The 24,574-nt window shown below is 70.7% G+C and carries 24 protein-coding genes and 3 pseudogenes; 17 read left to right on the plus strand and 10 right to left on the minus strand.

The window, feature by feature from the left end; translation table 11 throughout:
• Position 1: 1 nt before the first annotated feature.
• From ACZZ98_RS15225 to ACZZ98_RS15235, 3 genes are read left to right on the plus strand one after another with little or no spacing between them, the layout of a single operon-like run.
• The gene (locus ACZZ98_RS15225) at positions 2–349 is read left to right on the plus strand and encodes a histidine phosphatase family protein (RefSeq protein ID WP_463517037.1); all 348 of its coding nucleotides are present in this window, start codon (positions 2–4) and stop codon (positions 347–349) included.
• Positions 279–572, plus strand: coding sequence for a histidine phosphatase family protein (locus tag ACZZ98_RS15230; RefSeq protein ID WP_463517038.1), 294 nt, complete (start codon positions 279–281; stop codon positions 570–572). Before ACZZ98_RS15225 ends, ACZZ98_RS15230 begins: the two co-directional genes overlap by 71 nt.
• A 34-nt stretch (positions 573–606) precedes the next feature.
• Positions 607–1,446, plus strand: a complete 840-nt coding sequence (locus ACZZ98_RS15235; RefSeq protein ID WP_463517039.1) for a PhzF family phenazine biosynthesis protein — start codon at positions 607–609, stop codon at positions 1,444–1,446.
• Here the strand turns inward: ACZZ98_RS15235 and ACZZ98_RS15240 are convergent.
• The 3 genes from ACZZ98_RS15240 to ACZZ98_RS15250 are packed head-to-tail and all read right to left on the minus strand — an operon-like array spanning position 1,443 to position 5,095.
• Positions 1,443–3,434 carry a thioredoxin domain-containing protein gene (locus tag ACZZ98_RS15240; RefSeq protein ID WP_463517040.1) on the minus strand — a complete coding sequence of 664 codons (1,992 nt, stop codon included), beginning with the start codon at positions 3,432–3,434 and terminating at the stop codon, positions 1,443–1,445. The genes ACZZ98_RS15235 and ACZZ98_RS15240 overlap by 4 nt on opposite strands.
• A 9-nt stretch (positions 3,435–3,443) precedes the next feature.
• Positions 3,444–4,253, minus strand: coding sequence for an LLM class flavin-dependent oxidoreductase (locus ACZZ98_RS15245; protein WP_463517041.1), 810 nt, complete (start codon positions 4,251–4,253; stop codon positions 3,444–3,446).
• Entirely contained in the window at positions 4,250–5,095 is an 846-nt protein-coding gene (locus ACZZ98_RS15250) for an alpha/beta fold hydrolase (RefSeq protein ID WP_463517042.1), read from the minus strand. The genes ACZZ98_RS15245 and ACZZ98_RS15250 overlap by 4 nt, the downstream gene beginning before the upstream one ends.
• An 82-nt stretch (positions 5,096–5,177) precedes the next feature.
• Between ACZZ98_RS15250 and ACZZ98_RS15255 the strand changes: the two genes are divergently transcribed.
• Positions 5,178–6,089, plus strand: coding sequence for a LysR family transcriptional regulator (locus ACZZ98_RS15255; protein WP_463517043.1), 912 nt, complete (start codon positions 5,178–5,180; stop codon positions 6,087–6,089).
• Here the strand turns inward: ACZZ98_RS15255 and ACZZ98_RS15260 are convergent.
• Both ACZZ98_RS15260 and ACZZ98_RS15265 read right to left on the minus strand, forming a co-directional pair.
• Positions 6,052–6,399, minus strand: coding sequence for an ArsR/SmtB family transcription factor (locus ACZZ98_RS15260; protein WP_463517044.1), 348 nt, complete (start codon positions 6,397–6,399; stop codon positions 6,052–6,054). The two genes, ACZZ98_RS15255 and ACZZ98_RS15260, sit on opposite strands and share 38 nt — an antisense overlap.
• On the minus strand, positions 6,396–6,845 hold the full coding sequence (locus tag ACZZ98_RS15265; protein ID WP_463517045.1) for an SRPBCC family protein: 450 nt from the start codon (positions 6,843–6,845) through the stop codon (positions 6,396–6,398). The genes ACZZ98_RS15260 and ACZZ98_RS15265 overlap by 4 nt, the downstream gene beginning before the upstream one ends.
• Before the next feature lie 495 nt (positions 6,846–7,340).
• On the opposite strand from ACZZ98_RS15265, the pseudogene ACZZ98_RS15270 reads away from it, so the two are divergent.
• The 4 genes and pseudogenes from ACZZ98_RS15270 to ACZZ98_RS15285 all read left to right on the plus strand — a co-directional run.
• A pseudogene (locus ACZZ98_RS15270) lies at positions 7,341–7,661 on the plus strand (molybdopterin cofactor-binding domain-containing protein); the annotation flags it as partial.
• Between the two features lie 463 nt (positions 7,662–8,124).
• Positions 8,125–8,340, plus strand: a pseudogene (locus ACZZ98_RS15275) (molybdopterin cofactor-binding domain-containing protein); the annotation flags it as partial.
• Positions 8,341–8,439: 99 nt separating this feature from the next.
• On the plus strand, positions 8,440–9,405 hold the full coding sequence (locus tag ACZZ98_RS15280; protein ID WP_463517793.1) for a molybdopterin cofactor-binding domain-containing protein: 966 nt from the start codon (positions 8,440–8,442) through the stop codon (positions 9,403–9,405).
• 9 nt (positions 9,406–9,414) lie between these two features.
• Positions 9,415–9,894: a (2Fe-2S)-binding protein gene (locus ACZZ98_RS15285; RefSeq protein ID WP_463517046.1), complete on the plus strand. Its 480-nt coding sequence runs from the start codon at positions 9,415–9,417 to the stop codon at positions 9,892–9,894.
• A gap of 21 nt (positions 9,895–9,915) precedes the next feature.
• Here the strand turns inward: ACZZ98_RS15285 and ACZZ98_RS15290 are convergent, their stop codons facing one another.
• Positions 9,916–10,785 carry an aminoglycoside phosphotransferase family protein gene (locus ACZZ98_RS15290; protein ID WP_463517047.1) on the minus strand — a complete coding sequence of 290 codons (870 nt, stop codon included), beginning with the start codon at positions 10,783–10,785 and terminating at the stop codon, positions 9,916–9,918.
• Between the two features lie 50 nt (positions 10,786–10,835).
• The gene (locus ACZZ98_RS15295) at positions 10,836–11,819 is read right to left on the minus strand and encodes a hypothetical protein (protein ID WP_463517048.1); all 984 of its coding nucleotides are present in this window, start codon (positions 11,817–11,819) and stop codon (positions 10,836–10,838) included.
• A gap of 156 nt (positions 11,820–11,975) precedes the next feature.
• Here ACZZ98_RS15295 and rimP point away from each other — a divergent pair, with 156 nt between their 5' ends.
• The 9 genes and pseudogenes from rimP (at position 11,976) to ACZZ98_RS15340 (ending at position 22,979) form a co-directional block, all read left to right on the plus strand.
• Positions 11,976–12,560 carry a ribosome maturation factor RimP gene (gene rimP, locus ACZZ98_RS15300; RefSeq protein WP_463517049.1) on the plus strand — a complete coding sequence of 195 codons (585 nt, stop codon included), beginning with the start codon at positions 11,976–11,978 and terminating at the stop codon, positions 12,558–12,560.
• Between the two features lie 3 nt (positions 12,561–12,563).
• On the plus strand, positions 12,564–13,754 hold the full coding sequence (gene nusA / locus ACZZ98_RS15305) for a transcription termination factor NusA (RefSeq protein WP_463517050.1): 1,191 nt from the start codon (positions 12,564–12,566) through the stop codon (positions 13,752–13,754).
• 107 nt (positions 13,755–13,861) lie between these two features.
• Positions 13,862–14,131 carry a YlxR family protein gene (locus ACZZ98_RS15310; protein WP_463517794.1) on the plus strand — a complete coding sequence of 90 codons (270 nt, stop codon included), beginning with the start codon at positions 13,862–13,864 and terminating at the stop codon, positions 14,129–14,131.
• Between the two features lie 126 nt (positions 14,132–14,257).
• Positions 14,258–17,194, plus strand: a complete 2,937-nt coding sequence (gene infB / locus ACZZ98_RS15315) for a translation initiation factor IF-2 (protein WP_463517051.1) — start codon at positions 14,258–14,260, stop codon at positions 17,192–17,194.
• A gap of 231 nt (positions 17,195–17,425) precedes the next feature.
• Positions 17,426–17,947: a 30S ribosome-binding factor RbfA gene (rbfA, locus tag ACZZ98_RS15320; RefSeq protein ID WP_463517052.1), complete on the plus strand. Its 522-nt coding sequence runs from the start codon at positions 17,426–17,428 to the stop codon at positions 17,945–17,947.
• Positions 17,944–18,872 (plus strand): annotated as a pseudogene (gene truB, locus ACZZ98_RS15325) (tRNA pseudouridine(55) synthase TruB). Before rbfA ends, truB begins: the two are co-directional and overlap by 4 nt.
• 10 nt (positions 18,873–18,882) lie before the next feature.
• Complete coding sequence (locus ACZZ98_RS15330) at positions 18,883–19,845, plus strand: bifunctional riboflavin kinase/FAD synthetase (RefSeq protein ID WP_463517053.1); 963 nt, start codon at positions 18,883–18,885, stop codon at positions 19,843–19,845.
• Positions 19,809–20,954, plus strand: coding sequence for an FtsW/RodA/SpoVE family cell cycle protein (locus tag ACZZ98_RS15335; protein ID WP_463517054.1), 1,146 nt, complete (start codon positions 19,809–19,811; stop codon positions 20,952–20,954). The genes ACZZ98_RS15330 and ACZZ98_RS15335 overlap by 37 nt, the downstream gene beginning before the upstream one ends.
• 135 nt (positions 20,955–21,089) lie before the next feature.
• Positions 21,090–22,979, plus strand: a complete 1,890-nt coding sequence (locus tag ACZZ98_RS15340; protein ID WP_463517055.1) for an AMP-dependent synthetase/ligase — start codon at positions 21,090–21,092, stop codon at positions 22,977–22,979.
• A 43-nt stretch (positions 22,980–23,022) separates the two neighbouring features.
• Here ACZZ98_RS15340 and ACZZ98_RS15345 read toward each other — a convergent pair whose 3' ends face one another.
• Genes ACZZ98_RS15345 through ACZZ98_RS15355 form a run of 3 tightly spaced genes read right to left on the minus strand, consistent with a single transcriptional unit; the run spans position 23,023 to position 24,542 of the window.
• Positions 23,023–23,643 carry a protein-L-isoaspartate O-methyltransferase family protein gene (locus tag ACZZ98_RS15345; RefSeq protein WP_463517056.1) on the minus strand — a complete coding sequence of 207 codons (621 nt, stop codon included), beginning with the start codon at positions 23,641–23,643 and terminating at the stop codon, positions 23,023–23,025.
• A gap of 20 nt (positions 23,644–23,663) precedes the next feature.
• Positions 23,664–24,017 (minus strand): VOC family protein, encoded by a 354-nt coding sequence (locus ACZZ98_RS15350; protein WP_463517057.1) that lies wholly within the window; start codon positions 24,015–24,017, stop codon positions 23,664–23,666.
• Positions 24,018–24,056: 39 nt separating this feature from the next.
• On the minus strand, positions 24,057–24,542 hold the full coding sequence (locus ACZZ98_RS15355) for a hypothetical protein (protein WP_463517058.1): 486 nt from the start codon (positions 24,540–24,542) through the stop codon (positions 24,057–24,059).
• Between the last annotated feature and the right edge of the window lie 32 nt (positions 24,543–24,574).

Raw genomic sequence — 24,574 nt, forward strand, 5'->3', positions numbered from 1 at the left:
GGTGCGCCCGTTCCAGCTCCACCTCGTCCGCCACGGACAGTCCAGCTGGAACGTCGAGGGTCGGCTCCAGGGCCAGGCCGCCCACCCCGAGCTCACGGACCTCGGTCGCGCCCAGGCCCAGGCCGCCGCGGACCTCCTCGTCGAGAGCATCGCCGGCTCGGGCACCGTCGCCGTGGTGTCGAGCGACCTCGCGCGCGCTCGTCAGACCGCTGACGTCATCGGTGCCGCCCTCGGTGTGACCGTCGCGAACGACCCCGATCTGCGCGAACAGTCGCTGGGTGAGCTCGAGGGGCAGCTGCACGAGCGAGCTCACGGCCGAGGCGGTGCCGGACGGACTGCACGTCAGTGAGGTGAGATGGGGTGGTGGCGAGAGTCTCGCCGACGTCCATCGACGGCTGGCCTCACCCATCGCCCAGGCACACGGCGCACCCCACGACCACGTCGTCTGGGTCACGCACGGTGACACGATGCGCGTGGCGCTCGCCCGGCTCGAGGGGCGCACCCACCGCGAGGTCGAGTGGGTCCCGATACCCAACGGCGGGGTCGTGACGGTGACCGTCCCTCGCACCTGACCTGTCGCCGTCACCGTGTGCTGGGATGGTGCGCATGCTGCCCTTCCGCCAGGTCGACGTCTTCAGCTCCGAGCCATGGCTCGGCAACGCTCTCGCGGTGGTGCATGACGCCGACGGCCTCACCGACACGCAGATGGCGGACTTCGCCCGGTGGACCAACCTCTCGGAGACGACGTTCCTCTGTGAGCCGACCGATCCTGGAGCCGACTACCGGGTCCGCATCTGGACCACCGGCGGTGAGCTGCCGTTCGCCGGCCACCCGACCATCGGCAGCGCCCATGCCTGGCTCGAGGCCGGTGGGACACCCCAGGGAGAGGCCGTCGTCCAGGACTGCGGTGCTGGTCTCGTGACCGTCCGCCGGACCCCGCGACTCGGCTTCGCCGCACCTCCGCTGACCCGCTCGGGTGAGGTCGACGCCGACCTGCGCGCTCGGATCGTCACCGCCCTGGCCGTCGAAGACTCCGCCGTCGTCGACCTGGCCTGGGCCGACAACGGACCCGGCTGGGTGGCCGTGGACCTGGGCTCCGCGCAGGCCGTCATCGACGTGGTTCCCGACATCGCGGCCTTTGCCGACCTCAAGGTGGCCGTCCTCGGCCGCTGGGACGCCCGCCGCGCGACGGAGCTCGGCGCCGACGTCGAGGTGCGCGCCTTCTATGCCGACGGCCGAGACTTCGGCGAGGACCCCGTGACCGGCAGTGCCAATGCCGCCCTTGCGCAGTGGCTCACCAGCACCGGCGCCCTGCCCGACAGCTACGTCGCGCGGCAGGGATCGGTCATCGGCCGTGACGGCCGCGTCCACATCGAGGCCGCCGACGGTGAGGTCTGGGTCTCCGGCGAGGCCGTGACGCGCATCGAGGGCACGGTCGACCTCTAGACCCGGGACAGCGCTGCAGCGAGCGTCTCGACGCCCGTCACAGGGGCGTCACAGACGAAACCACGGCACACGTATGCCGCCGGCTCACCTCCGACGAGCGGCCTCGCCTCGAGCAGTGGTTGCCCGGGGGAGTCCGGCGCCCCACGGGCGATGACGAGGCCGGGAGACGTACTGGCGCGTGCCGCGAGCAGCATCTGGTCGGCCACGGGTCCGTCGCCGACGATGGCCACCTGGAGCGGGCCGGCCAGAGCAGCCTCGGCAACGGCCAGGGCCCAGCCCGCGAAGCGCGGGTCGCGCGCCGCCAGTGCACCCACGCTGGCCAGCGCGGCGTCAGCCGCCTCGCGGTGGTGGGTCGAGCCGGTGAGCGCGGCGTACGTGAGCCACGCGCCGCCGAGGGAGGAGACCCCCGAGGGTTCGGCGTTGTCGGCCTGGCTGCGGGGGCGGGTGAACAGCTGCTCAGCGTCGTCCGCCGTGTCATGGAGGACGCCCTCGTCGTCGACGAAGTGGTCCAGGGCGACATCGAGGATCGCCCCGGCCTCGGCCAGCCATCGAGGGTCACCCGTCGCCTGGTGCAGGGCGAGCAACCCCTCGGCGAGGTTCCCGTGGTCGTCGGCGACCCCGGCCGCGGTCCCGACGACGCCGTCGCGCGACGCGCGCCGCAGCCGGCCGTCGACGACGTGGGTCGCGACGACGAACTCCGCGCACGTCACCGCCGCCTCGACGAGGTCGGGGCGGTCGAGGAGGACACCGGCGTCGGCCAGACCGGCGATCGCCAGGCCGTTCCAGGAGGTGACGACCTTGTCGTCACGGTCCGGCTGCGGCCGCTGCAGACGTGCCTCGAGCAGCGTGGAACGAACCCTGGCCCACCACGACGGGTCCTCGGGGTCGACGAGCAGCTGGAGGGTCGACGATCCGTGCTCGAAGGTGCCGCTCTCCGTGACGGACAGGAGGTATGCCGCGCGCGCGCCGTCCTCCGACCCCAGCACCGCGACGAGCTCCGCGGGCGTCCAGGCATAGGTGGCGCCCTCGACACCGACGCCGTCGACGAGGGTGTCGGCATCGAGGGCGGAGGCGAACCCGCCCTCTGCCGTGCCGAGGTCACGAAGGACGAAGTCGGCTGTCTCAGCGGTGATCCGCCGCGCCAGGGGATCGCCGGTCGCCCGCCACAGGTGGGCGTGCACGCGCAGCAGCTGGGCGTTGTCGTAGAGCATCTTCTCGAAGTGAGGCACCACCCAGTCCGCGTCCACGGCATACCTTGCGAAGCCACCTGCGAGCTGGTCGTAGATGCCACCGCGGGCCATGGCCTCGCAGGTGCGTCGGGCCATGGACAGCGCGTCGGGGTCGCCGGTCCGCGCGTGATGGCGAAGGAGGAACTCGAGCACCATCGACGGTGGGAACTTCGGCGCACCACCGAAGCCGCCCCGCACCAGGTCGTAGTGCTGCCGCAAGGCCGTCACCGCGCTGCCGAGCGCCTCAACCGTGATGACTGCCGGGGCCGCTGGAGCCGTCAGCTCGCGCAGCTGCCCCGCGATGTGGGCGCCCGACGCCTCGACGTCGGCGCGCTGCTCGGTCCACACCTTCGTGACGTTCGCGAGAAGCGCGAGGAACTGCTGGCGCGGGAAGTAGGTGCCGGCGAAGAACGGGTCGCCGTCAGGCGTGAGGACGCACGTCATCGGCCAGCCCCCGTGCCCGGTCAGGGCGGTCGTGGCGTTCATGTAGACCGCATCGACGTCGGGCCGCTCCTCCCGATCCACCTTGACCGCAACGAAGCTCGCGTTGACGGCCTCGGCGACTCGGTCGTTCTCGAACGACTCGTGAGCCATGACGTGGCACCAGTGGCAGGCGGCATACCCGATGGACAACAGGACGGGGACGTCCCGGCGGCGGGCCTCCGCGAAGGCCTCCGGACCCCATTCCCACCAGTCCACCGGGTTGTCGGCGTGCTGGAGCAGGTACGGAGACGTGGACTGCGCGAGCCGGTTGGCCATGCCTTCAGCCTAGGCGGGCCGTTGCGGCCCCTCGCGCACCATGGCCCGCACGATCTCCAGCCGGAGCGTCTGCGGATCGAGGTCCGTGAGCACCCACGTGGCCCCCGCGGCCAGCCACGGCGCGGGATCAGTGCCGGGTGCCAGGTCGACGGCGACGTCGAAGGGTCGCGACGTGTCCTCGCGCAGGTCCTGGACGCGCCCCACGGCCTCCGCCAGCTGGTCAGAAGAGGTGAGGTTGACCGGGAAGAATCCGTCATGTGCGGCCGCCCTGCGCAGCGGCCGCAGGTTCCCCGGGAAGCCGGCCACCCAGATCGGGATGGTGTCGTGGACCGGTCTCGGGGCGAACGTGAGGTCGTCCACGAGGTGGTGGGTGCCGTGATGGTGGACGGGCTCCCCGGTCCACGCGGCGCGCAGGATCCGCAGGCTCTCGTCGAGCATCTCGGCCCTGGTCCGGTCCTCGGCGGGCTCGCCCGTGCGCGAGTACTCCTGCGCGAACCGGTCACTGCCCAGCCCCACGCCGAGGACCAGCCGACCGCCGCTCAGGCGGTCGAGGGACACGCTCTCGCGGACGACCTTGGTCGGGCGACGCCGCGGGAGCGGGCTGACCATCGGCCCGAGGGCGATCCTCGACGTCACGGTGGCTGCGGCCGCGAGGCACACCCACGGGTCGGCGACCGCCAGCACCGGTGCGCGCCAGGTGATCTGGTCCCAGACGAACAGCCCGTCCCACCCCGCTGCCTCGGCATCCACAGCGAGGTCGGCCACGACGCGTGGCTCGGCGAGCTCGTCGAAGAGCGGCAACCAGACGGCGGCCTTCACGCCGACCGCCGATCCGTGTGCGCGACGAGCGCATCGACGAACTCGGCCCATCGCTCCGGCGGCAGCTCGTGACCGGTCTGTCCGAGCACGACGAGCTCGGCGGCGGGGAGCGCGTCGCACAGCGCAAACGCATGGGCAAGAGGGAAGACCGGGTCGAGGTCGCCATGCACGACCAGGGCCGGCACGCTCACGTCGCCGAAGCCTCCGCCCACCGGACCGGGTGTCTCCATCGCGACGTGGTTGTCGGCGCTCCCCAGGTCGCGAGTCCGGCTCGCGTCGAGCTCGGCGAGGGCGCGCACCCGGCCTTCGTCAAAGAACGGCGAGCCGCCCCAGAACGCCCGGATCACCCGGACCATGTGGTCGACCCACGCCCTGCGGTCGGCCGGATCCGGCGCGTCCCCCTCGAAGGCCTTCATCAGCTCGGGCGTCGGCGGCGGCAGGCCGGGGTCACCGGGCGACGTGGCCATGAAGGTCACGGTCTCGACCCGGTCAGGGTGGTCGACGGCGAGGATGAGGGCCGTCCCTCCGGACATGGACCGCCCCACCACGTGTGCCCGGTCGACGCCGAGGGCGTCGAGGATCCCGATCGCGTCCTGTGCCAGGTCGGCCATGTCGTATGCCGGGTGCCCGGCCGGGTCGTTCGTCGAACGTCCCGTGTCGCGCTGGTCGTAGCGGATGACGAACCGGCCCGCAGCGCTGAGTCGCTCGCAGAGCTCGTCCTCCCACCAGATCATCGACGTCGCTGCCCCGTGGATGAGGAGGATCGCAGGGTCGGCAGGGTTGCCCGTGGTCTGGACGCACAGCTCGACGTCGTGGATGGGGAGCATGGTCTCGGGGTTCATGGAAGGGACGCTAGGGCGACCTCCGATGCAGGAAAAGCGATAGTTCTTGATGGTCGTGATCGGCTGCGTCGATACTGGCTGCATGCTGGACCTTCGCCTCCTCGCCGCCCTCGATGCCGTCGCCCGCACGGGGACCTTCGGCGCCGCCGCAGCCGAGCTGGGCTACACGCAGTCATCACTGAGCCAGCAGATCGCCACGCTCGAGCGGCGGGTGGGTGGGGCGGTCTTCGACCGACCCGGTGGTGCCCGGCGTCCCCGCATCACCGCACTCGGCGAGCTGGTGCTGACCCAGGCGCAGCCCTTGCTCCTGGGCGAGCGCTCCGCGCGTGAGGCCATCGACCGGTTCCATGCCGGAGGGGGCCGGGTCGACGTCGGCACCTTCCAGACCGTCACCAACGTGCTCCTGCCCGACGTGGTCGAGAGGGTGCTGACCGAGCACCCCGACGCGGACATCCGCCTGTTCGAGGACGAGAGGGTCGAGCCGCCGCTGGACGTCCTCGACCTCGTGTTCCTCGACCGGCCCGGCCCGCACGACGCCGACCGGGTCGAGGTGTTCCGGGACCAGCACGTGGTGGTGGCTCCGCGTGGCGTGCTCGCGGCAGGGCCCGTGCGCCTCGACGACCTGCATGGTCGGGCCATGGTCGCCCTGCCACCCGTCTGTCACCAGGTCGCCGTCGAGGCCGCGTTCGCTCAGGCCGGCGTGGTCCCTGACATGGCCTTCCGCACGGCCGACAACCAGGGGGTCACCTCGATGGTCCGGGCCGGCCTCGGCGTCGCCGTCATGCCGTTGCTCGCCGTGTGGGGTCAGCGTGACGACGAGGCGCTGTCCTTCCACCCCTTGGAGCCCGCGGTGCCCGACCGTGTCGTGCACCTCATCTGGCGCGGCACCCTCTCGCCACTGGCCGGGCGGCTGCGAGACGTCGCCGTCGACGCCGGGCGACGTCTCGTTGCGGAGCTCACGCTCGCCCAGAGCGCTTCTCGGCCTCGTCCTTGAGTGCGGCCAGTCGGCCGTCCCACGAGTCCGCCCGTGCCGCGAGCCAGGCCGCGGTCTGGCGAAGGGGATCGGGTCGCACCCGGAACCTCACCTCCCGCCCGGTGCGGGTGGAGTCGACCAGACCCGCTTCCGCGAGCACGGTCAGGTGCTTGAGCACGGCCTGCCGGGTGATGGTCAGCCCCTCTGCCAGAGCCGTTGCGGTCGCCACCTCGCGGTGGGCCAACGACTCGAGGACGGCGCGGCGGGTGCCGTCCGCCAGGGCGGTGAACACCTTGGTCGCGGACTCCTCCAGCTGAGGCGCTCTGCTCATCGCGCCTCGAGGTGTGTCCTGAGGGCACCCAGCTCGGTCGCCCAGCCCGATGCGTTCTCGCGGTGGTTCTCGGCCACACGGTCGGGGGCCAGCTCGATCGAGGCGAAGCCGCTCTCGACGACCCGGACGGTGACGGGTCCGTCGTCAGGTCCGTCGAGGAAGAACTCCACGAGGGTGTTGCCCGTCTGGACCACGCGCTCGTCCCAGGGCGCCCAGCGGAAGGCGACGTAGGTCGGCTCGCGGGAGCCCTCGACGAGGAGGGGGAAGGCCCCGTGGGTGGCGTTGGTGACGAGCCACGCGCCGTCCTGCTGCTCGATCGTGTTGTCGACGATCGTGCCGTCGTTGATCCACCAGCCGGGCCGGGAGACGAGCTCCCACACGACGGCAAGGGGCGCGTCGATCTCGATCTCGCGGGTGATGGTGTCCTGGATCTGTTCGGTGCCCATGGTTCCTCCGGTCGTCGACAATGTGCAATCGCATAGTTGCACGTAGGCTCTTGAGAAGCAACCTCGCGGTTGCACGACGATGTGACGGATCCCTTGTCAGGATGCCGGGAGGGCCGAAGCCACCTAGGGTTACCGGGAGACTAGTGGTGCGTTCTACGACGTCCGGTCTCCTCCGCGGCAACGAGGCCGCGGGTCATCCGTCAGGAGTTGTTCATGGCCGATTCCGCCGAGTCCGTCGAGATCCCTGCCCCAGCACCGAGCAAGGACTCCCCGGGACGAGGGGTGAGCCGACGGCACTTCGGCCATGTGGTGGCGGGCTCGACCCTGATGGTCGCCGTCGAGCTGGCCCGGGCCGAGACGAGCGAGGCCGCGATCCCGTCGCCGCCACAGATCGCGTCGCTGTTCGACCTGCTCGACGCCCAGAACCTCGCGGCCGCCCCCACGTCCGGTCTCATCGCCATCGTCGTGAAGGAGGACGGGACAGCGGCCTTCGCCATGCCGCGTACCGAGGTCGGACAGGGCATCACGACCTCGACGGCCATGATCATCGCCGAGGAGCTCGACCTGCCCGTCGAGCGCGTCAACGTCACGCTCGCCCCGGCTCGCCAGGAGCTCGTCTTCAACCAGCTCACCGGTGGCTCGAGCACCACCTTCACGACGTTCACCCCGATCAGGGTCGCGGCGGCGACCGCCCGCACGCGCCTGGTCAACACCGCTGCGGCCCAGTGGCGGGTGAGCCCGTCCACCCTGACGACCAAGGACGGAGTCATCACCGCCGCCGACGGCCGCTCGGTGACCTATGGGGCCATCGCCAGGGCGGCCGCCAGCGCCGTCACCATCACGATCCCGGTCAGGCTCAAGGCTCGGAGCTCCTTCGGCGTCATCGGCAAGGCCCGCGGCCGCACCGACGCCCGTGACATCGTCACCGGGGCCAAGGACTTCGCCCTTGACCTCCAGGTCCCCGATGCGCTGCCGACGATGGTCGCCCGGCCACCTGTCCACAAGGGAGTGCCGGTCTCGGTGGCCAACCTCGCCGCGCTGCGGGCCATGCCGGGAGTCACCGACGTCGTCATGGTCTCCACCGGCGTGGCGATCCGCGCGAAGACGTTCGGACAGTGCATCGACGCCGTTCGTGCGGTGGACGCGCAGTGGGCCGGAGGTGCCGTCGCAGGAGCCAGCGACGCAAGTGTGCTGGCCGGCATACGCAAGGCCCAGCTTCCCGATGGTCGTGCCCAAGGTGCCGCTGCTCACCAGGACGGTCGACGCCGGCTTCACCTTCATGTTCCGCAGCAGTGCAGCCCTCGAGCCCAACGCCGCCATCGCCGACGTGCGCGCCACGACGGCCACGGTGTGGGCCGGCGTCAAGGCCCCGATCGTGGCGCAGGCCGAGATCGCCCAGGCGGTGGGGCTCCCGATCTCGGCCGTCAAGGTCAACGTCATCACCGGGGGAGGGTCGTTCGGGCACAAGCTCTTCGCCGATGCGGCGGTCGAGGCCGCGCGGATCTCCAAGGCCATGGGCAAGCCGGTCAAGCTGCTGTGGCACCGCGCCGACGAGCCACGACAGGGCCGGCTGCATCCCATGTGCACCTCGCGCGTGAGGGCGACCGTGCTCGCCGGTCAGGTGCTGTCCTTCGAGCAGCGCCACACGAGCGTCAAGACCGACTTCGGGCATGGCTTCGGTGACCTGTTCAGCTCCATCGCCACCAAGCTTCCCACGGGTCTGGGCAACCTCTCCGTGGCCGAGACGGTCTTCCAGCTCACCCAGGAGATCCCCTACAACTTCGGCGTGGTCACCCAGCTGCTGAACGAGACCGACCAGCGGTTCTCGACCGGCGCGATGCGCAACATCTACTCACCCGACGTGCGCACCGCCGCCGAGCTGGTCATCGACCGACTCGCCGCGATGTCGGGCAAGGACCCTCTCGCCTTCCGGCTCGCCCACCTCAAGGACGAGCAGGTCAAGGCCGTGCTGCGCAAGGTCGCAGCCGAGGGGCAGTGGGGTCGCAGGATGCCGGCGGGCACCGCCCAGGGCATCGCCATCCACAAGGAGTACCACGGCGCCACAGCAGTGCTCGTCGAGATCGACTGCCGCCCCGAGACGGTGAACCGCCGCATCCGTGACGGTGTGGGTGGCCCCCGCGTCACCAAGGCGATCGTCGGCATCGACGCCGGTCTCGTCGTCAACCCGACCGGTGTCGAGGCGCAGATGATCGGCGGCTTCAACGACGGTCTCGCCATGGCCCTCACGGCGAGCTGCCACCTCAAGGACGGTCACTTCCTCGAGGCGAGCTGGGACAACTACTTCTACACCCGGCAGTGGAACGTCCCCCAGGACCTGCGCGTCGTCGTCATGGACTCCACGTCAGAGGAGCCCGGTGGGGTCGGGGAGGCCGGTGTCGCCGCGTCCTTCGCGGCGGTCGCCTGCGCCTATGCGCGCGCCACGGGGACGATGCCCACGACCTTCCCGATCAACCACGCCGACCCGATCGCCTTCGAGATCAAGACCTTCATCCCCTCCGTCCCCGAGTCGCCGACCGACGGCCTCTCCCACACCTTCTGAGGATCGACCATGCCTGAGCAGACCTTCATCCTCAACGGAGAACGCGTCACCGTCGACATCGATGACGACGTCCGACTCCTCTGGGTCCTGCGCGACGTCCTGGGCGTCACCGGTCCCAAGTACGGGTGTGGCATCAACGTGTGCAAGGCGTGCACGAGCCACATCAACGGCAAGGCCTTCAACCCGTGCTCGGTGCGGGTGTCCGACATCGGCGACACCGACGAGGTGACGACGATCGAGGGGCTGGCCGGCACGGTGCCCGGCGACGAGCTGCACCCCATGCAGGAGGCCTGGCTCGACCGAGACGTCTCACAGTGCGGCTACTGCCAGCCGGGCCAGATCATGGCTGCGGTCGCCCTGGTGAAAAAGGTTGCGGCAGAGGGTCGTTCGATCAACGACGCCGACCTCGACGGCATACGCAACATCTGTCGTTGCGGGACCTACTCACGCATCCGCGAGGCGATCAGGGACGGCGCCTCGCGCATGTGATCCGCCGGGTGCGCGGGCTGGTCAGTCCTCGAGCGCCTTGAGCAGGGTGAGGTTCTTCGAGAGCTCGACCTCGTCCCCGTCGACGGCCGCCCAGAGGATCTCGACACCGCAGCGCACGATGCACCAGAGCCGGCCGACCTCCTCGTCGAGGCCGGCCGCGTCGCAGGTCACCTCGAGACGGTGGCGCACCGACCAGCGCATGGCGGCGCCGGTGCCCAGCTCGTCGAACCTGTTGCGCAGCAGCGGATGCAGCTCGTAGCCGGGGTGGCCGGCCAACGGCTTGGGGTCGATGGCGAGCCACGTGGCGCGCTCCGCGGCCAGGACGTTCTGGAAGTGCAGGTCGGTGTGCAGGAGCACCCTGGGCGCCGGCTCCGCGAGCAGGTCCCGGGCCAGGCCGGTCACCCGTGACGTGACCCGTCGCGGCACGTCGGTGCGCTGGCGCAGCTTGGTGAGATAGGGATCGAGGTATGCCGTGAGCGTGCGGATCCTGGGTGGTGCCGGCACGTGCAGCTCGCGGTAGAGACCGCCGATGGCGGCGCACGCCTCGTCGATGTCCATGGTCTCGAGGTCACGGCTCGCGTCGAGGCGTTCGAGCAGCAGTGCCCCTCGCGACGGGTCGGCGGCCACGAGGCGCACGGCTCCTCGTCCGTCCCAGGCCCGCAGGGCCAGGTGCTCCTGAGCGGACTCGACGTGGGGCCACCCCACCTTGAGCACGAGTGGGTCGCTCTCGGTCCCTCGCCGCACGACGGGGTGCACGACGGCGGTCCACCCCGTCATCGGCTCTCCGGCGATCTGGAGGTCCCACGCATCGAGGCACTCACGGGTGATCCGGTCCACGTCCCGCGCCCAGTCGGCCCCCGTCGGCCCACCCTCGGACGGGAGCCGACTCATCCACGTCAGCCACTCCGCTGGTGCGTGTGGGTCGGGACCGGGCGGTGGGCTCACGTGAGCCCGGGGAAGGGCGCGAGAGGGATGCCATGCCGACTCGCCTGTGCCGCAACGGTTCCGAGCCATCGGGGGACAGTGGTGAATGCAGTCTCCGCATCCTTCTCGGAGAGGGGTTCGAGGGCCGAGCCGAAGGCGGTCAGCAGCGTGGCCATCGCCTCCGTCGCGAGGGAGGCGGCTTCCGCCGGCGTGGAGACGCGGCGGGGCAGTGCATGCCCGAGGTCCGGGGCGGGCGCGGCATCGCCGGCAGCCGTGACGAGCTCGGCGGTGAGCCGTTCGAGTCTCCCGATGCCCTCGAGCCCGGCCCTGCGCGCCGGCTGGGGTGAACGCGCGGCCGCGACCTCGAGGAGATACGTCGCCCGGCGCAGGGCTCCGATGACGGGGACGAGCGCAGTTGGTGTCGACCACGCCGCTGGCGCGTCCGGTGCCGGATCCGACTCGAGGGTCGCGATCTCGAGCGCCGCGTGGGCCTGCCCGAGGAGCGCGAGCAGCGAGGGTCGCAGGTCTGACTCCGCGCGTGAGCAGCCGGCGCCGGCTGTGACGACGGAGCGCTCGACCGCGACGAGCGTCGCCGGCGCCGAGGACGGGGAGGGGGACGGCGACGGCGACGTGGATGGTCCTGCCGAGGTCGACGCCGAGGGCGAGGTCGTTGCCGACGACAGCTGGTCCTCGGGCACCCCACGCTGTCGCAGGGCGTCATGGAGCACCCTCGCCTGTCGCTGGTGAAGTGGCGCGAGCAGGGGCGAGAGGCGTTGCTTCGGGTCCACCGGGGCGACCGCTGCGGCCTGCACGGCGGACAGGAGCCGGAGCAGCGCGTCCTCGCCCTCGATCGGTGAGCGGGTCGGGACGAGCGGCACGCGCGGCGCGTCGTCCTCGAGGCGGATTCCGCACCCAGCCAGCGCGGTGACGGCGACGCCGACGGCCCCCGCCGTCACGAGGCGCCGGGACGGGCCCTGGCCCGTCGAGGAGACGTCACGCATGTCGGCATCCTCGCACGCGTGGAAGGGCATGCCTCCTCACGGCTACAGTGGACGACGCTGCGCAAGCCTGCCCACGGCATACGACGCCTCGATGCCGACTGCGGCTCGACGACGGTGCTCGCAGTGGCAGCTCGAGAACTACAGAGAGGGAGACCGATGACTTCAGACGCTGGAGTGCAGGAGCTGATCGACGGCGCGCTGCACGGTTCAGGACTGGTCCTCGAAGAGGTCGTCGTGACTCCCGCCGGACGCCGCCGGGTCGTGCGGGTCGTCGTCGACCGGGTCCTCGAGGCCACGGGCGACGTCACCGAGACCCACAGCCCGCTCACCCTCGACGAGATCGCCGGCGCCACCCGCACCGTGAGCGACGCCCTCGACGAGTCCGACCTGCTGGGCGCCCAGCCCTACACGCTCGAGGTCACCTCGCCCGGGGTCTCGCGTCCGCTGACCGACGCCCAGCACTTCCGGCGCAACGTGGGCCGGCTCGTGGTGCTCTCTCCCGTCGACGGCGAGCCCGTGACGGGCCGCATCACCCGCGCCGGATCCGACGACCTCACGCTCCACGTCGCGTCCGTCAAGAAGACCCCTGCGCGCGACGACGTCTATCCGTATGCCGCGATCTCGCGCGCCGACGTGCAGGTCGAGTTCTCGCGGCCAGACGACACCGACGCCACGGACACACCCGCGGGCGACGACCCCGACGACGCCCCGCTCGACGCCCCGCTCGACAAGGAGAACTGACCCATGGACATCGATCTCGCCGTCCTGCGAGGGGTCGAGCGCGAGCGCGACATCTCGCTCGACGTGCTCATCCCCGCGATCGAGCAGGCCCTCCTTCTCGCCTACCAGCGCTCGGACGGCTCCTCGCGCAACGCCCGGGCCGAGCTCGACCGCAAGACCGGGCACGTGACGATCTGGGCCCGGGAGGAGTTCGAGGTCCCCGTCGAGGAGGAGCCCGCCGAGCCCACGGCTGACGCGGCGTCTGCGGACGTGGCGGCTCCGGCGACCGCAGCGGCAGACTCGACCGGAGCAGGTGACGACGCCGAGGCTCCGCCCGAGGCGGCTCCGGCCGAGCGCCCGGCCCCACGCATGCGTCGCGAGTACGGTCCCGAGTTCGACGACACCCCCACCGACTTCGGTCGCGTCGCGGCGGCGACCGCCCGCCAGGTCATCGTCCAGCGCCTGCGCGACATCGAGGACGACGCGATCATGGGCGACTTCAAGGGGCGGGAGGGTGACATCGTCGCCGGCGTCATCCAGCAGAGCCCGGACCCGCGTCACGTCACCGTCGACTTCGGCACGGTCGAGGGCATCCTGCCCCTGGCCGAGCAGGTCCCGGGCGAGAAGTACGTCCACGGCCAGCGCCTGCGCGTCTACGTCGTCAGCGTGAAGCGCGGCCTGCGCGGGCCACAGATCGGGCTGTCGCGCACCCACCCCAACCTCGTCCGCAAGCTCTTCGCCCTGGAGGTCCCCGAGATCGCCGACGGCAGCGTCGAGATCGCGGCGCTGGCCCGTGAGTCCGGACACCGCAGCAAGATCGCGGTGCACACCAAGGTCGCCGGGCTCAACGCCAAGGGCGCCTGCATCGGCCCGATGGGTGCCCGCGTGCGTGCCGTCATGGCTGAGCTGCACGGCGAGAAGATCGACATCGTCGACTTCAGCGAGGACCCGGCCACCTTCATCGCGTCGGCCCTCAGCCCCTCTCGGGTGCAGTCGGTCGAGATCGTCGACTGGCAGCTGCGCGCGGCCCGGGTGATCGTGCCCGACTACCAGCTCTCGCTCGCCATCGGCCGCGAGGGGCAGAACGCCCGGCTCGCGGCCAAGCTCACGGGCTGGCGCATCGACATCCGTTCCGACAACCCCGGCGCCGCCACCGGTCAGGGGGCCGCCCAGAGCCCTGCTGAGTCGTCCGGTGACGCACCCGACGCCCGCTAGGCGCTAGAGTGGAGGGGACCGACCGGACTGGACTCCGGACTCGGGCGTCGCACGCTGAGGCGGGCACACGGCATACATCGTCACTGATCGAGCCCGTGCGCACCTGTGTGGGATGTCGAGCCACGGATAGCCGGTCGGCACTCCTGCGAGTGGTTGTCGGAGACCAAGGGGACCTCGTCCCCGACCTCCGGCGATGTCTTCCGGGGCGCGGCGCCTGGCTGCATCCCACCGGAGACTGTTTCGACCTCGCCGTCCGGCGTCGGGCGTTCGGGCGTGCGCTGAGAGTCAGCGCGCCTCTGGACACCGCAGCCGTGGCGGAGGAGATCGCCACCCACGAGCAGACGACCAACCAACCATCCCCAGGGAACCAACCGTAGCTCTGAGAACAGAGAGTGGTTTGACGCTGATGAGCACCCGATGAGAACTCAGTAATGCAGCCCCCCAAGCTAGCGGTCCGCGATTTCTGCTTCGTCAGGTCGCAGGGACCAGAAGAAGGAGAAAACGTGGCAAAGGTTCGAGTCAGTGCACTCGCCAAAGATGTCGGAGTGACCAGCAAGGTCCTCCTCGAGCGCCTCAACGACATGGGTGAGTACGTCAAGTCGGCGTCCTCGACGGTCGAGGCCCCCGTGGTGCGTCGCTACCAGGAGAAGTTCCCGGTCGACAAGCCCGCGGCAGCCCCCGAGGCGGCCAAGCCGGCCGCCAAGAAGGCCCCCGCTCAGCCCACTGAGGCGCCCGCTGCGCCCAGCCAGTCCGCACCCGCCGAGTCCGGCACGGCGCCCGCGACCCCCGGCCCCAAGTCGGCAGCACCGGCCCCGACGCAGGCCGGCAGGCCCGCACCAGGTCCGGCGGCTCCCGCCCCGGCTGCTCCTGCTCCTGCCGCTGCAGCGAGCCCGGCCAAGGCCGCGCCCGCGCCGGCCGCCCCTGCTCCCGCAGCCCCGGCCCCGGCCGCACCTGCCCCGGCAGCTCCCGCCCCCTCGGCTCCGGCCGCACGGGCCCCCCGCGAGTCCGGCGACTCCGGCGCCCGTCCCGCACCTCGTCCCGGAGCGGGCTCTCCCCGCCCGGGCAACAACCCGTTCGCACCGAGCCAGGGCATGCGCCAGGGCCGTGAGGGCGGTCGTGACGCCGGCCGCGAGGCCCCGCGCGAAGGTGGTCGTGAGGGTGGCCGCGAAGGCGGCGGCTCCGCACGTCCCGGCAACAACCCGTTCGCGCCGAGCCAGGGCATGCCGCGTCCGCGCAGCGCGCCCCGTCCCGGTGGTCCCGCAGGTGCAGGAGCCGGTGCAGCCGGTCCCCGCCCCGGCGGTGCCCGTCCCAGCCCCGGCATGATGCCGTCCTCCAGTGCGGTCGCCCGTCCGGGCGAGCGCCCCGGTGGCGCCGGTGGTCGCGGTGGTCGTCCCGGCGCCGGTGGCCCGGGTCGTCCCGGCGGCGGTGGCCCAGGTGCAGGTGGCGGCGGCTTCGCCGGTCGCCCCGGCGGTGGTGGCTTCCGCGGTGGAGCTGGCCGCGGCTCGACGGCCGGTGCCTTCGGACGTGGAGGTGGCCGTCCCGGTCGCGCCCGCAAGTCCAAGCGCGCCAAGCGCATGGAGTTCGAGGAGATGCAGGCGCCGTCGATCGGTGGCGTGAGCGTTCCTCGTGGTGACGGCAAGACGATCATCCAGGTGCGCCAGGGTGCATCGCTGACCGACTTCGCCGACAAGATCAACGCCAACCCGGGGTCGCTCGTCACGGTCATGTTCCACCTCGGTGAGATGGCGACCGCGACCCAGAGCCTCGACGAGGACACCTTCAAGCTGCTCGGCGCCGAGCTCGGCTTCGACATCCGCATGGTCTCGCCGGAGGAGGAGGAGAAGGAGCTGTTCGACGCCTTCGACATCAACCTCGAGATCGGGGTCGACGCCGAGGACGAGGACGACCTCGCGGCCCGCCCGCCGGTCGTCACGGTCATGGGTCACGTCGACCACGGCAAGACGCGTCTTCTCGACGCGATCCGCAACGAGGACGTCGCCGGTGGCGAGTCCGGAGGCATCACCCAGCACATCGGTGCCTACCAGATCCATAAGGAGCACGAGGGCGTCGACCGTCCGATCACCTTCATCGACACCCCGGGTCACGAGGCGTTCACCGCCATGCGTGCTCGTGGTGCGAAGGTCACGGACATCGCGATCCTCGTCGTCGCCGCCGACGACGGCGTCATGCCGCAGACCATCGAGGCGCTCAACCACGCCCAGGCGGCGGACGTCCCGATCGTCGTCGCGGTCAACAAGATCGACGTCGAGGGCGCCAACCCGTCCAAGATCCGGCAGCAGCTCACCGAGTACAACCTCGTCGCCGAGGAGTACGGCGGCGAGACGATGTTCGTCGACGTCTCGGCCAAGCAGGGCGAGAACATCGACGCGCTGCTCGAGGCCGTCCTGCTCACCGCGGACGCGGCCCTCGACCTGCGGGCCAACCCCGACCGTGACGCCCGTGGTGTCGCGATCGAGGCCAACCTCGACAAGGGTCGTGGTGCGACCGCGACGGTGCTCATCCAGTCCGGAACGCTCCAGGTCGGTGACGCCATCGTCACCGGCAGCTCCTACGGCCGCGTTCGCGCCATGCTCGACGAGCACGGCAACAACGTCCAGGAGGCGGGCCCGTCCCGTCCGGTCCAGGTGCTCGGACTCTCCTCGGTCCCACGCGCCGGCGACACGTTCGTCGTCGCGCCCGACGACCGCACCGCCCGCCAGATCGCGGAGCGTCGTGAGTCGGCCGACCGTCAGGCCAGCCTGGCCAAGGCCCGCAAGCGCATCTCGCTCGAGGACCTCAACGAGGCGATCGCACAGGGCAAGGTCGACACCCTCAACCTCATCCTCAAGGGTGACGTGTCCGGTTCCGTCGAAGCGCTCGAGGACGCACTGCTCCAGATCGACGTGGGCGCGGACGTGGACCTGCGGATCATCGACCGCGGTGTCGGTGCCATCACGATGAACAACATCAACCTCGCCGTGGCCTCCAACGCCATCATCATCGGCTTCAACGTCCGGGCCGAGGGCCAGAACGCTGACTACGCCGAGCGTGAGGGCGTCGAGATCCGCTACTACTCGGTGATCTACCAGGCCATCGAGGAGATCGAGCAGTCCCTCGTGGGCATGCTCAAGCCCGAGTTCGAAGAGGTGGAGCTCGGCACCGCCGAGATCCGCGAGATCTTCCGCTCGAGCAAGTTCGGCAACATCGCCGGATCGATCGTCCGCAGCGGCGAGATCAAGCGCGGCACCAAGGCACGCATCACGCGTGACGGTGTCGTCGTGTCCGAGAACGTCGAGATCGCCGGCCTGCGCCGGTTCAAGGATGACGTCACCGAGGTCCGTGAGGGCTTCGAGTGCGGCATCAACCTGGGGTCCTACAACGACCTCCAGCTCGGCGACCTCATCGCCACCTACGAGATGCGCGAGAAGCCGCGCGCCTGACGCGTGTGAGGTGACCGGCCGGCATACCGACATTCGGTATGCCGGCCGCCCCCGTTCGCCCGTGTCCCACCCTGCCCCGTCCTGCCCGCCCCACGAGATGGGGTGACACGCGCGGGATGCACGAGCTGCCGAGCGTGTCACCCGATCTCGTCCGGCCCGGCCGTGCGCTTCGGAACCGCGCCGCGCGCATAGTGTGTGCGGGCACCACTTTTCATCCACAAAGGAGTTGTCGTGGCTGACGCCGCACGCGCCCGCAAGGTCGCCGACCGCATCAAGACCCTCATCGCTGCAGGACTGGGCTCGATCATCAAGGACCCGGACCTCGGGTTCGTGACGATCACCGACGTCCGCGTGACCAACGACCTCCAGCACGCGTCGGTGTTCTACACCGTGTTCGGCGACGACGCCCAGCGGGCCAAGACGACCTACCTCCTCGAGGAGAACCGGGGCAAGCTGCGCAGCCACGTCGGCAAGAACCTCGGCATCCGCCTCACGCCCTCCCTCGAGTTCATCGCGGACGCCATCCCCGAGACGGCCGCCCACCTCGAGGTCCTCCTCCAGGAGGCCCGCGAGCGTGACGCCGCCGTCGCCGCCGCTGCTGCCGGTGCCAAGCACGCCGGCGACCCCGACCCCTACCGCCACGACGACGCGCCGGATGCCGACGACGCCGACGACGCCGACGAGGCACAGGATGAGACAGAGGTCGAGCCGGCCACCGGCACCGCCGGGACCAGCGGCACCGACCGCGCGTGAGTGACACGGTCGACGGGCTCCTCGTCGTCGACAAGCCCCGTGACTGGACGAGTCACGACGTCGTGGCCCGCGCCCGTCGGCTGTGCAACACCCGCAAGGTGGGGCACGCCGGAACCCTCGACCCGATGGCCACCGGCGTGCTCGTCCTCGGCGTGGGCCGGGCGACGAAGCTGCTGACCTTCCTCGTCGGCTGCGACAAGGGCTACACCGCGACGATCCGCCTCGGGCAGGCCACGCTCACCGACGACGCGGAGGGCGACGTGACCAGCGCCCCCGGTGCAGGGGACCTCACCGACGATGCCGTCGCCGCTGCGGTCGCCACGCTCACCGGTGACATCGAGCAGGTCCCCAGCTCGGTGAGTGCGATCAAGGTCAAGGGTCAGCGCTCCTACCACCGGGCCCGGGCGGGGGAGAGCGTCGACCTGCCTGCGCGGCCGGTGACGGTGTCCCGCTTCGACATCGGCGCGATGCGCCGGTCGACCCTCCGCGGCGATGACGCGCAGGACCTCGAGATCGTCGACGTGGACGTCGAGGTCACCGTGTCGTCGGGCACCTACGTCCGGGCACTCGCACGCGACCTCGGCGCGGCCCTCGGGTCGGCCGGTCATCTCACCGCCCTGAGGCGAACGCGCGTCGGAGGGTTCGGTCTCGATACGGCATACCCGCTGGTCGACCTGGAGGCACGGCAGGGTGAGCCGATGCCGGTCATCCCGCTCGCCGACGCGGCCCGCGCGGGGTTCGTGGCTCGCGAGCTCACCGCCGACGAGGCCCGCACCATCGGCTACGGGCAGAGCTTCCGTCCGCGGAGCCCGGGCGTCTCGAGCCCGTGGCGGCCTTCGCTCCCGACGGCACTCTCGTCGCGATGCTCGACGAGTCCCGGGCCACAGCGCGGAGCCACGTCGTGTTCGCCCCGGCGACTTCGTAGAGTGTCCACCGTGCACCGCTTCACCGACCCCGCCGAGACGCCCGACGAGCTGCGGCCCTGCGTCGTCACGCTCGGCAACTTCGACGGGGTCCACCGTGGGCACAAGGCGGTCCTGTCCCGTCTCGTCGAGATCGGCAGCGAGCGGGGCCTGCCCGCGGTCGCCGTGACGTTCGACCCGCACCCCCTCGCGGTGCTACACCCCGACCGTGCACCCGAGAGCATCACGTCGAGCCCGATCCGGGACGACCTGCTCGAGGCGACGGGTATCGACGGCCTCCTCGTCATGGAGTTCACCAAGGAGTTCGCCCAGCAGTCGCCCGAGGACTTCGTCCGCGACACGTTCGTCGACGGGCTCCGGGCAGAGGTCGTCGTCGTGGGGGTCGACACGCGGTTCGGCCACAAGAACTCCGGCGACGTCACGACCCTGCGGGCGCTCGGGGAGATCCACGGGTTCGACGTCGTGGCGTTGGAGGACGTCGGTGACGGCGAGCGCTGGTCGTCCACCTCGGTGCGCCGCGCCCTCGCCGCGGGTGACGTCACCGCCGCGGCGCGGGTCCTCGGCCGACCCCACCGGGTCGTCGGCACCGTCGTCCACGGCCACCACCGCGGACGCGAGCTCGGCTACCCGACCGCGAACCTCTCACCGGACTCCGCCGGGCTCGTCCCCGCGGAAGGTGTCTACGCCGGGTGGCTCACCCGCCTCGACCTGGCGGAGGGCGAGCTGGACCGCACCATGCCGGCTGCCATCTCGATCGGCACCAACCCCACCTTCGACACCCTGGACCGCCGCACCGTGGAGGCCTATGTGCTCGACCGCGACGACCTCGACCTCTATGACGAGCGCGTCGTCGTCGAGTTCGTCGAGCACATCAGACCCACGCTGCGCTTCGACAGCATCGACGACCTCCTCGTCGCCATGGCCAAGGACGTCGAGCAGTGCCGCGCGGTGCTCACCCAGATCGTCCACTCCTGACGCTTCGGGGCCGGTGGCTCCGACAGGACGTCGGCCTCCTCGTGGGAGCCGCGGGGACGTCCCTCGTCGGCGCCCTGCTCGTCTGGTCAGCGACACACGAGGCGGCCGGCACGGCATACCTCGTCCGGCACCTCCTCAACACGGTCATCGGCGTGGGGCTGGCCGTAGGCGTGACCCGGCTCGGTCACCACGGACTGCGGCTCGTCGCGCCGTGGCTCTATGGAGTCTCGCTGCTGGGACTCGTCGCGGTCCTCACGCCGCTCGGGCTGACCATCAACGGGTCCCGGTCGTGGATCCCGGTCGTGGCGGGGTTCACCGTGCAGCCCTCCGAGTTCGCCAAGGTGGGTCTGGCACTGGTGCTCGCCTTCGTCTTCGCCGACCGGTGGGAGCGCCGGGTCGCGCCGAGCAACCGTGACGTCGCGCTCGGGTGGGTGCTCGCCGCGGTGCCGGTGGGGCTCATCATGCTGCAGCCCGACCTCGGCTCGGCAGTCGTCCTCGGGGCGCTGGCCTTCGTCGTCATCGCCATCGCCGGTGCGCCGCGGCGCTGGGTCGTCGGTGTCGGGTTCGCTGCCGTCGGCCTCGTGGTGGCCGCGCTCACGACACCGCTGCTCAGCGGCTACCAGCGCGACCGGATCCTGGCCTTCGCGAACCCGAGCGCCGACCCGCAGGGCATCGGGTACCAGACCCGGCAGGTGCGGCTCGCCATCGGGTCCGGGGGCTGGTCCGGGCAGGGCTTCATGGAGGGCCGTCAGACCCAGGGCGGCTTCATCCCCTACCAGCTCAACGACTTCATCTTCTCGGTCGCGGGGGAGGAGCTCGGCTTCGTCGGTGCCGCCGGGCTTCTCGTCCTGCTGTCGTTCATCGTCATCCGCATCTTCGTCGTCGCCGGGCGCTCCGGTGACGCGTTCGGCCGGTTCGTCGGTGTCGGGGTGGGCACCTGGCTCGCCTTCCAGGTCTTCCAGAACGTCGGGATGAACCTCGGGGTCACGCCGGTCACCGGCCTGCCGCTGCCGTTCGTGTCCTACGGCGGGTCGTCGATGTTCGCGTCCTGGCTCGCCGTCGGTGTCGTCAATGCGGCGTATGCCGCGGGGCACCGCGACCGCGTGTGACCGTCACCGCTCGTCCCGTCGCGGTGGCCGAGACGTCCGTTACCCGTCGGTCACGTTTGTCGTGACCGGCCCCGCAACGGGCCTGCACTGTGGGAACATCCGGCAACGAGTTTCCCCAATGACGAGGACACCCTGATGCTCACAGCGCAGCCCCAGATCCACTCGCCGGCCGACGAGCCGATCGACCAGAGCCTTCTCGAGAACCGCTCCCAGAGCGTCGGACACCTCTTCCGGGAACGGGTCAACGCCACTCCCGACAAGACGGCGTTCATGTACGCCAAGGTCGGGGCCGGCGCGGACGGTGCGGACGAGTGGGCGGACGTCAGCTGGGCGCAGGTCAAGGAGCGCGTCTACGCGCTGGGCGCGGGGCTCGTCGCCCTCGGGGTGGGCCCGGAGGATCGTGTCGCCGTGGCGTCCGGCACCTGCTACGAGTGGGCGCTCGCCGACCTCTCGGTCATGGTGAGTGGTGGCGTCACGACGACGATCTACCCGACGACGATCGACGACGACGTGCAGTTCATCCTCAGCGACTCGCAGAGCAAGGTGGTCTTCGCCCAGGACGCCGAGCAGGTGGCCAAGCTGCGGCGGATCCGCCACGGTGTGCCGGGTTTGGCCAAGGTCGTCACGTTCGACGCCGAGGCCGCCGACGGTGAGGACGACTGGGTCATCTCGCTCGACGCCCTCGAGCGGCTGGGCCAGTCCGGGCTCACGCGTGACCCGGGGCTGATCGACTCCCGCATCGACAGCATCACGCCGGACCGGCTCGCCACGATCATCTACACCTCCGGCACGACCGGCCGCCCCAAGGGTGTCCGGCTGCTGCACGACACCTGGACCTACCAGGGCGCCGCGATCCAGGCGATGAACATCCTCGACGAGAGCGACCTCCAGTACCTCTGGCTCCCGCTGGCCCACGTCTTCGGCAAGGTGCTCCTGACCTTCCCGCTGCAGCTCGGCTTCGCCACGGCCATCGACGGTCGCATCGACAAGATCGTCGACAACCTCGCTGTCGTTCGTCCCACCTTCATGGGCGCGGCTCCCCGCATCTTCGAGAAGGCCTACGGCCGGATCACGATGATGATGGAGGAGGAGGGCGGCATCAAGCTCAAGCTCTTCAACTGGGCCACCGGCGTCGGCCGCGAGGTGAGCGAGCTGCGGGAGCAGGGCAAGAACCCGAGCGGGATGCTGGCTCGCAAGTACGCCATCGCGGACAAGATCATCATGAGCAAGATCCGGGAGCGCTTCGGCGGGCGGGTCCGCTTCTTCATCTCGGGGTCGGCAAGCTTCAACGTCGACGTCGCACGCTGGTTCGACGCGATGGGCATGCAGGTCGCCGAGGGCTACGGCCTCACCGAGTCCAGTGCCGCCGCCTTCGTGGCCCGGCCCAACGCCTACCGCTACGGCACCGTCGGCTGGGCCATCCCCGGCCTGGAGTGCCGCATCGCCGAGGACGGCGAGGTCATGCTCAAGGGCCCCGGGGTCATGAACGGCTACCACAACAACCCCGAGGCCACGGCTGAGGTGCTGGGCGACGACGGGTGGTTCCACACCGGCGACATCGGTGAGCTCGACGAGCGCGGGTTCCTCAAGATCACCGACCGCAAGAAGGACCTCTTCAAGACGTCCAACGGCAAGTACGTCGCGCCCTCGATCATCGAGTCGAGGTTCAAGGGCATGTGCCCCTACCTCAGCCAGTTCATCGTCCACGGCGCGGATCGCAACTTCGTCACCGCCCTGGTCACCCTCGATCCCGACGCGATCCAAGGCTGGGCCGCCGCCAACGGCATGGGTGACAAGACCTACGCCGAGATCGTCACCTCCGACGAGGCGCGCGCCATGGTCCAGGGCTACATCGACGAGCTCAACGCCGGCCTCAACCGCTGGGAGCAGATCAAGAAGTTTTCGATCCTCGAGTCCGACCTCACCGTGGACAGCGGTGAGCTCACCCCGAGCCTCAAGCTCAAGCGCAAGGTCGTCACCGAGCGCTACCGCGACAACCTCGACGCCCTCTACGCCGGCAGCTGACAGCCACCAGCCGCCTCAGGAACCACCGTCGTCGTCCCCCTCGTCAGTCCTCGACGAGGGGGACGAAGCGGTATGAGCCGTGGATCTCGACGCGGGCGTCGCCGGGTCGTCCGTCCGGGTATGCCGTCCGCCCCCGTTCGTCGACCACGTCGAGGTCCCGGGTGACCCGGTGCATCCAGCCCAGCACCGGGATCACCATGACGCCGCCGGGTTCGAGCTGCTCGACGAGGGCACGGGGCAGGGTCTGTGCATCGGCCGACACGAGGATGCGGTGGAAGGGGCCCTCGTTCGGCGACCCGAGCACTCCGGGAGTGGCGAGCGTCAGGTGGGCCCACGGCATACCCGTGCGTTCGAGGTTGGCGGCGCCGACCTCGCACAGCTCGGGCACCCGCTCGACGCCGGTCACGGATCCCGACGGACCGGTCAGGTGGGCGAGGAGCGCGGTGCTCCAGCCCGAACCCGCCCCGACGTCGAGGATCCGGTCGCCGCGGCGCACGTCGAGGAGCTCGAGCATCGCGGCGACCGTCCGCGGCTGCGAGTTGGTCTGACCATGGCCGATCGGCAGGGGCCCGTCACGGTCGGCGTGCCGGCGCTCGCGTCTGGGCAGGAAGTCCCTGCGCGGCCACGCGGCCATCGCCTCGGCCACCCGGTCCGCAGCGTCCACCACCTCAGTGTGCGCGTGGTTCAGCTGGTGGAGAAGACGCCGAGCTCGTTGCCGGCAGGGTCGGTGAAGTGGAAGCGGTGGCCACCGGGGTACTCATACGGCCCCTGGGTGATCGAACCTCCTGCGTCGGCGACGGCCTTCTCGGAGGCCGCGAGGTCGTCGGAGTAGAGCAGCACCAGCGGGCCGCCGGGCCGGGCGTCGGCGGTGCCGTTGAGGCCGCCCACCTCTTCGCCGTCGGGACCCTTGATCCCGGCGTACTCCGGGCCGTAGTCGGTGAACTCCCACCCGAAGGCGCTGCCGTAGAAGGCCTTGGCGGCCGCGACGTCACTCGCGGCCAGCTCGATGTAGGAGATGGCGTGATGTGTCTGTCCCATCACCCCACGGTAGGCACGCGCGCCGACACCGTCCACGGCTCAGCTCGGTGCTGGGGTGGACCCGACCTCGCCGGGTGGCACGTCATGACCCGCGAAGGTGTCGTAGTCCGCAGGGGGAGTCGTCGTGCCATCGGCCAGGGTGAGGGTGAGCGTGATGCGGGCGAACGGGTCGTCCGGGTAGCCGACCCACTCGGGCCACGACGCCACGAACCATCCGTTCGACACACTCGCCGTGACCTGTCTGGCAGGCGTGGAGACCTGCACGCCGCGGACTTGTTCACCGACTCGGCCCACGACCACCGACATGCAGTCGCTCCCAGGGCGACCGTCTGCTGTGTTCGGCGAGCTCATCGCAGACCCGGTCACGGACACCGACGCCGGTTGCGGGACGGCCAGCGGGTAGGTGCCCCCACCTACGTTCGGGTCGTCCGACTCGTAGGACATGCACGCGAGCTCGTAGCCCGCGGCATTGCCCAGGACGACGAGGTCGAACGGTCCGCGGCGCTCTCCGATGACAAGCCGCATGGCACGCCGCTGCTCCGGTTCGAAGGATCCGT

Source organism: Knoellia sp. AC549, from assembly GCF_979258975.1.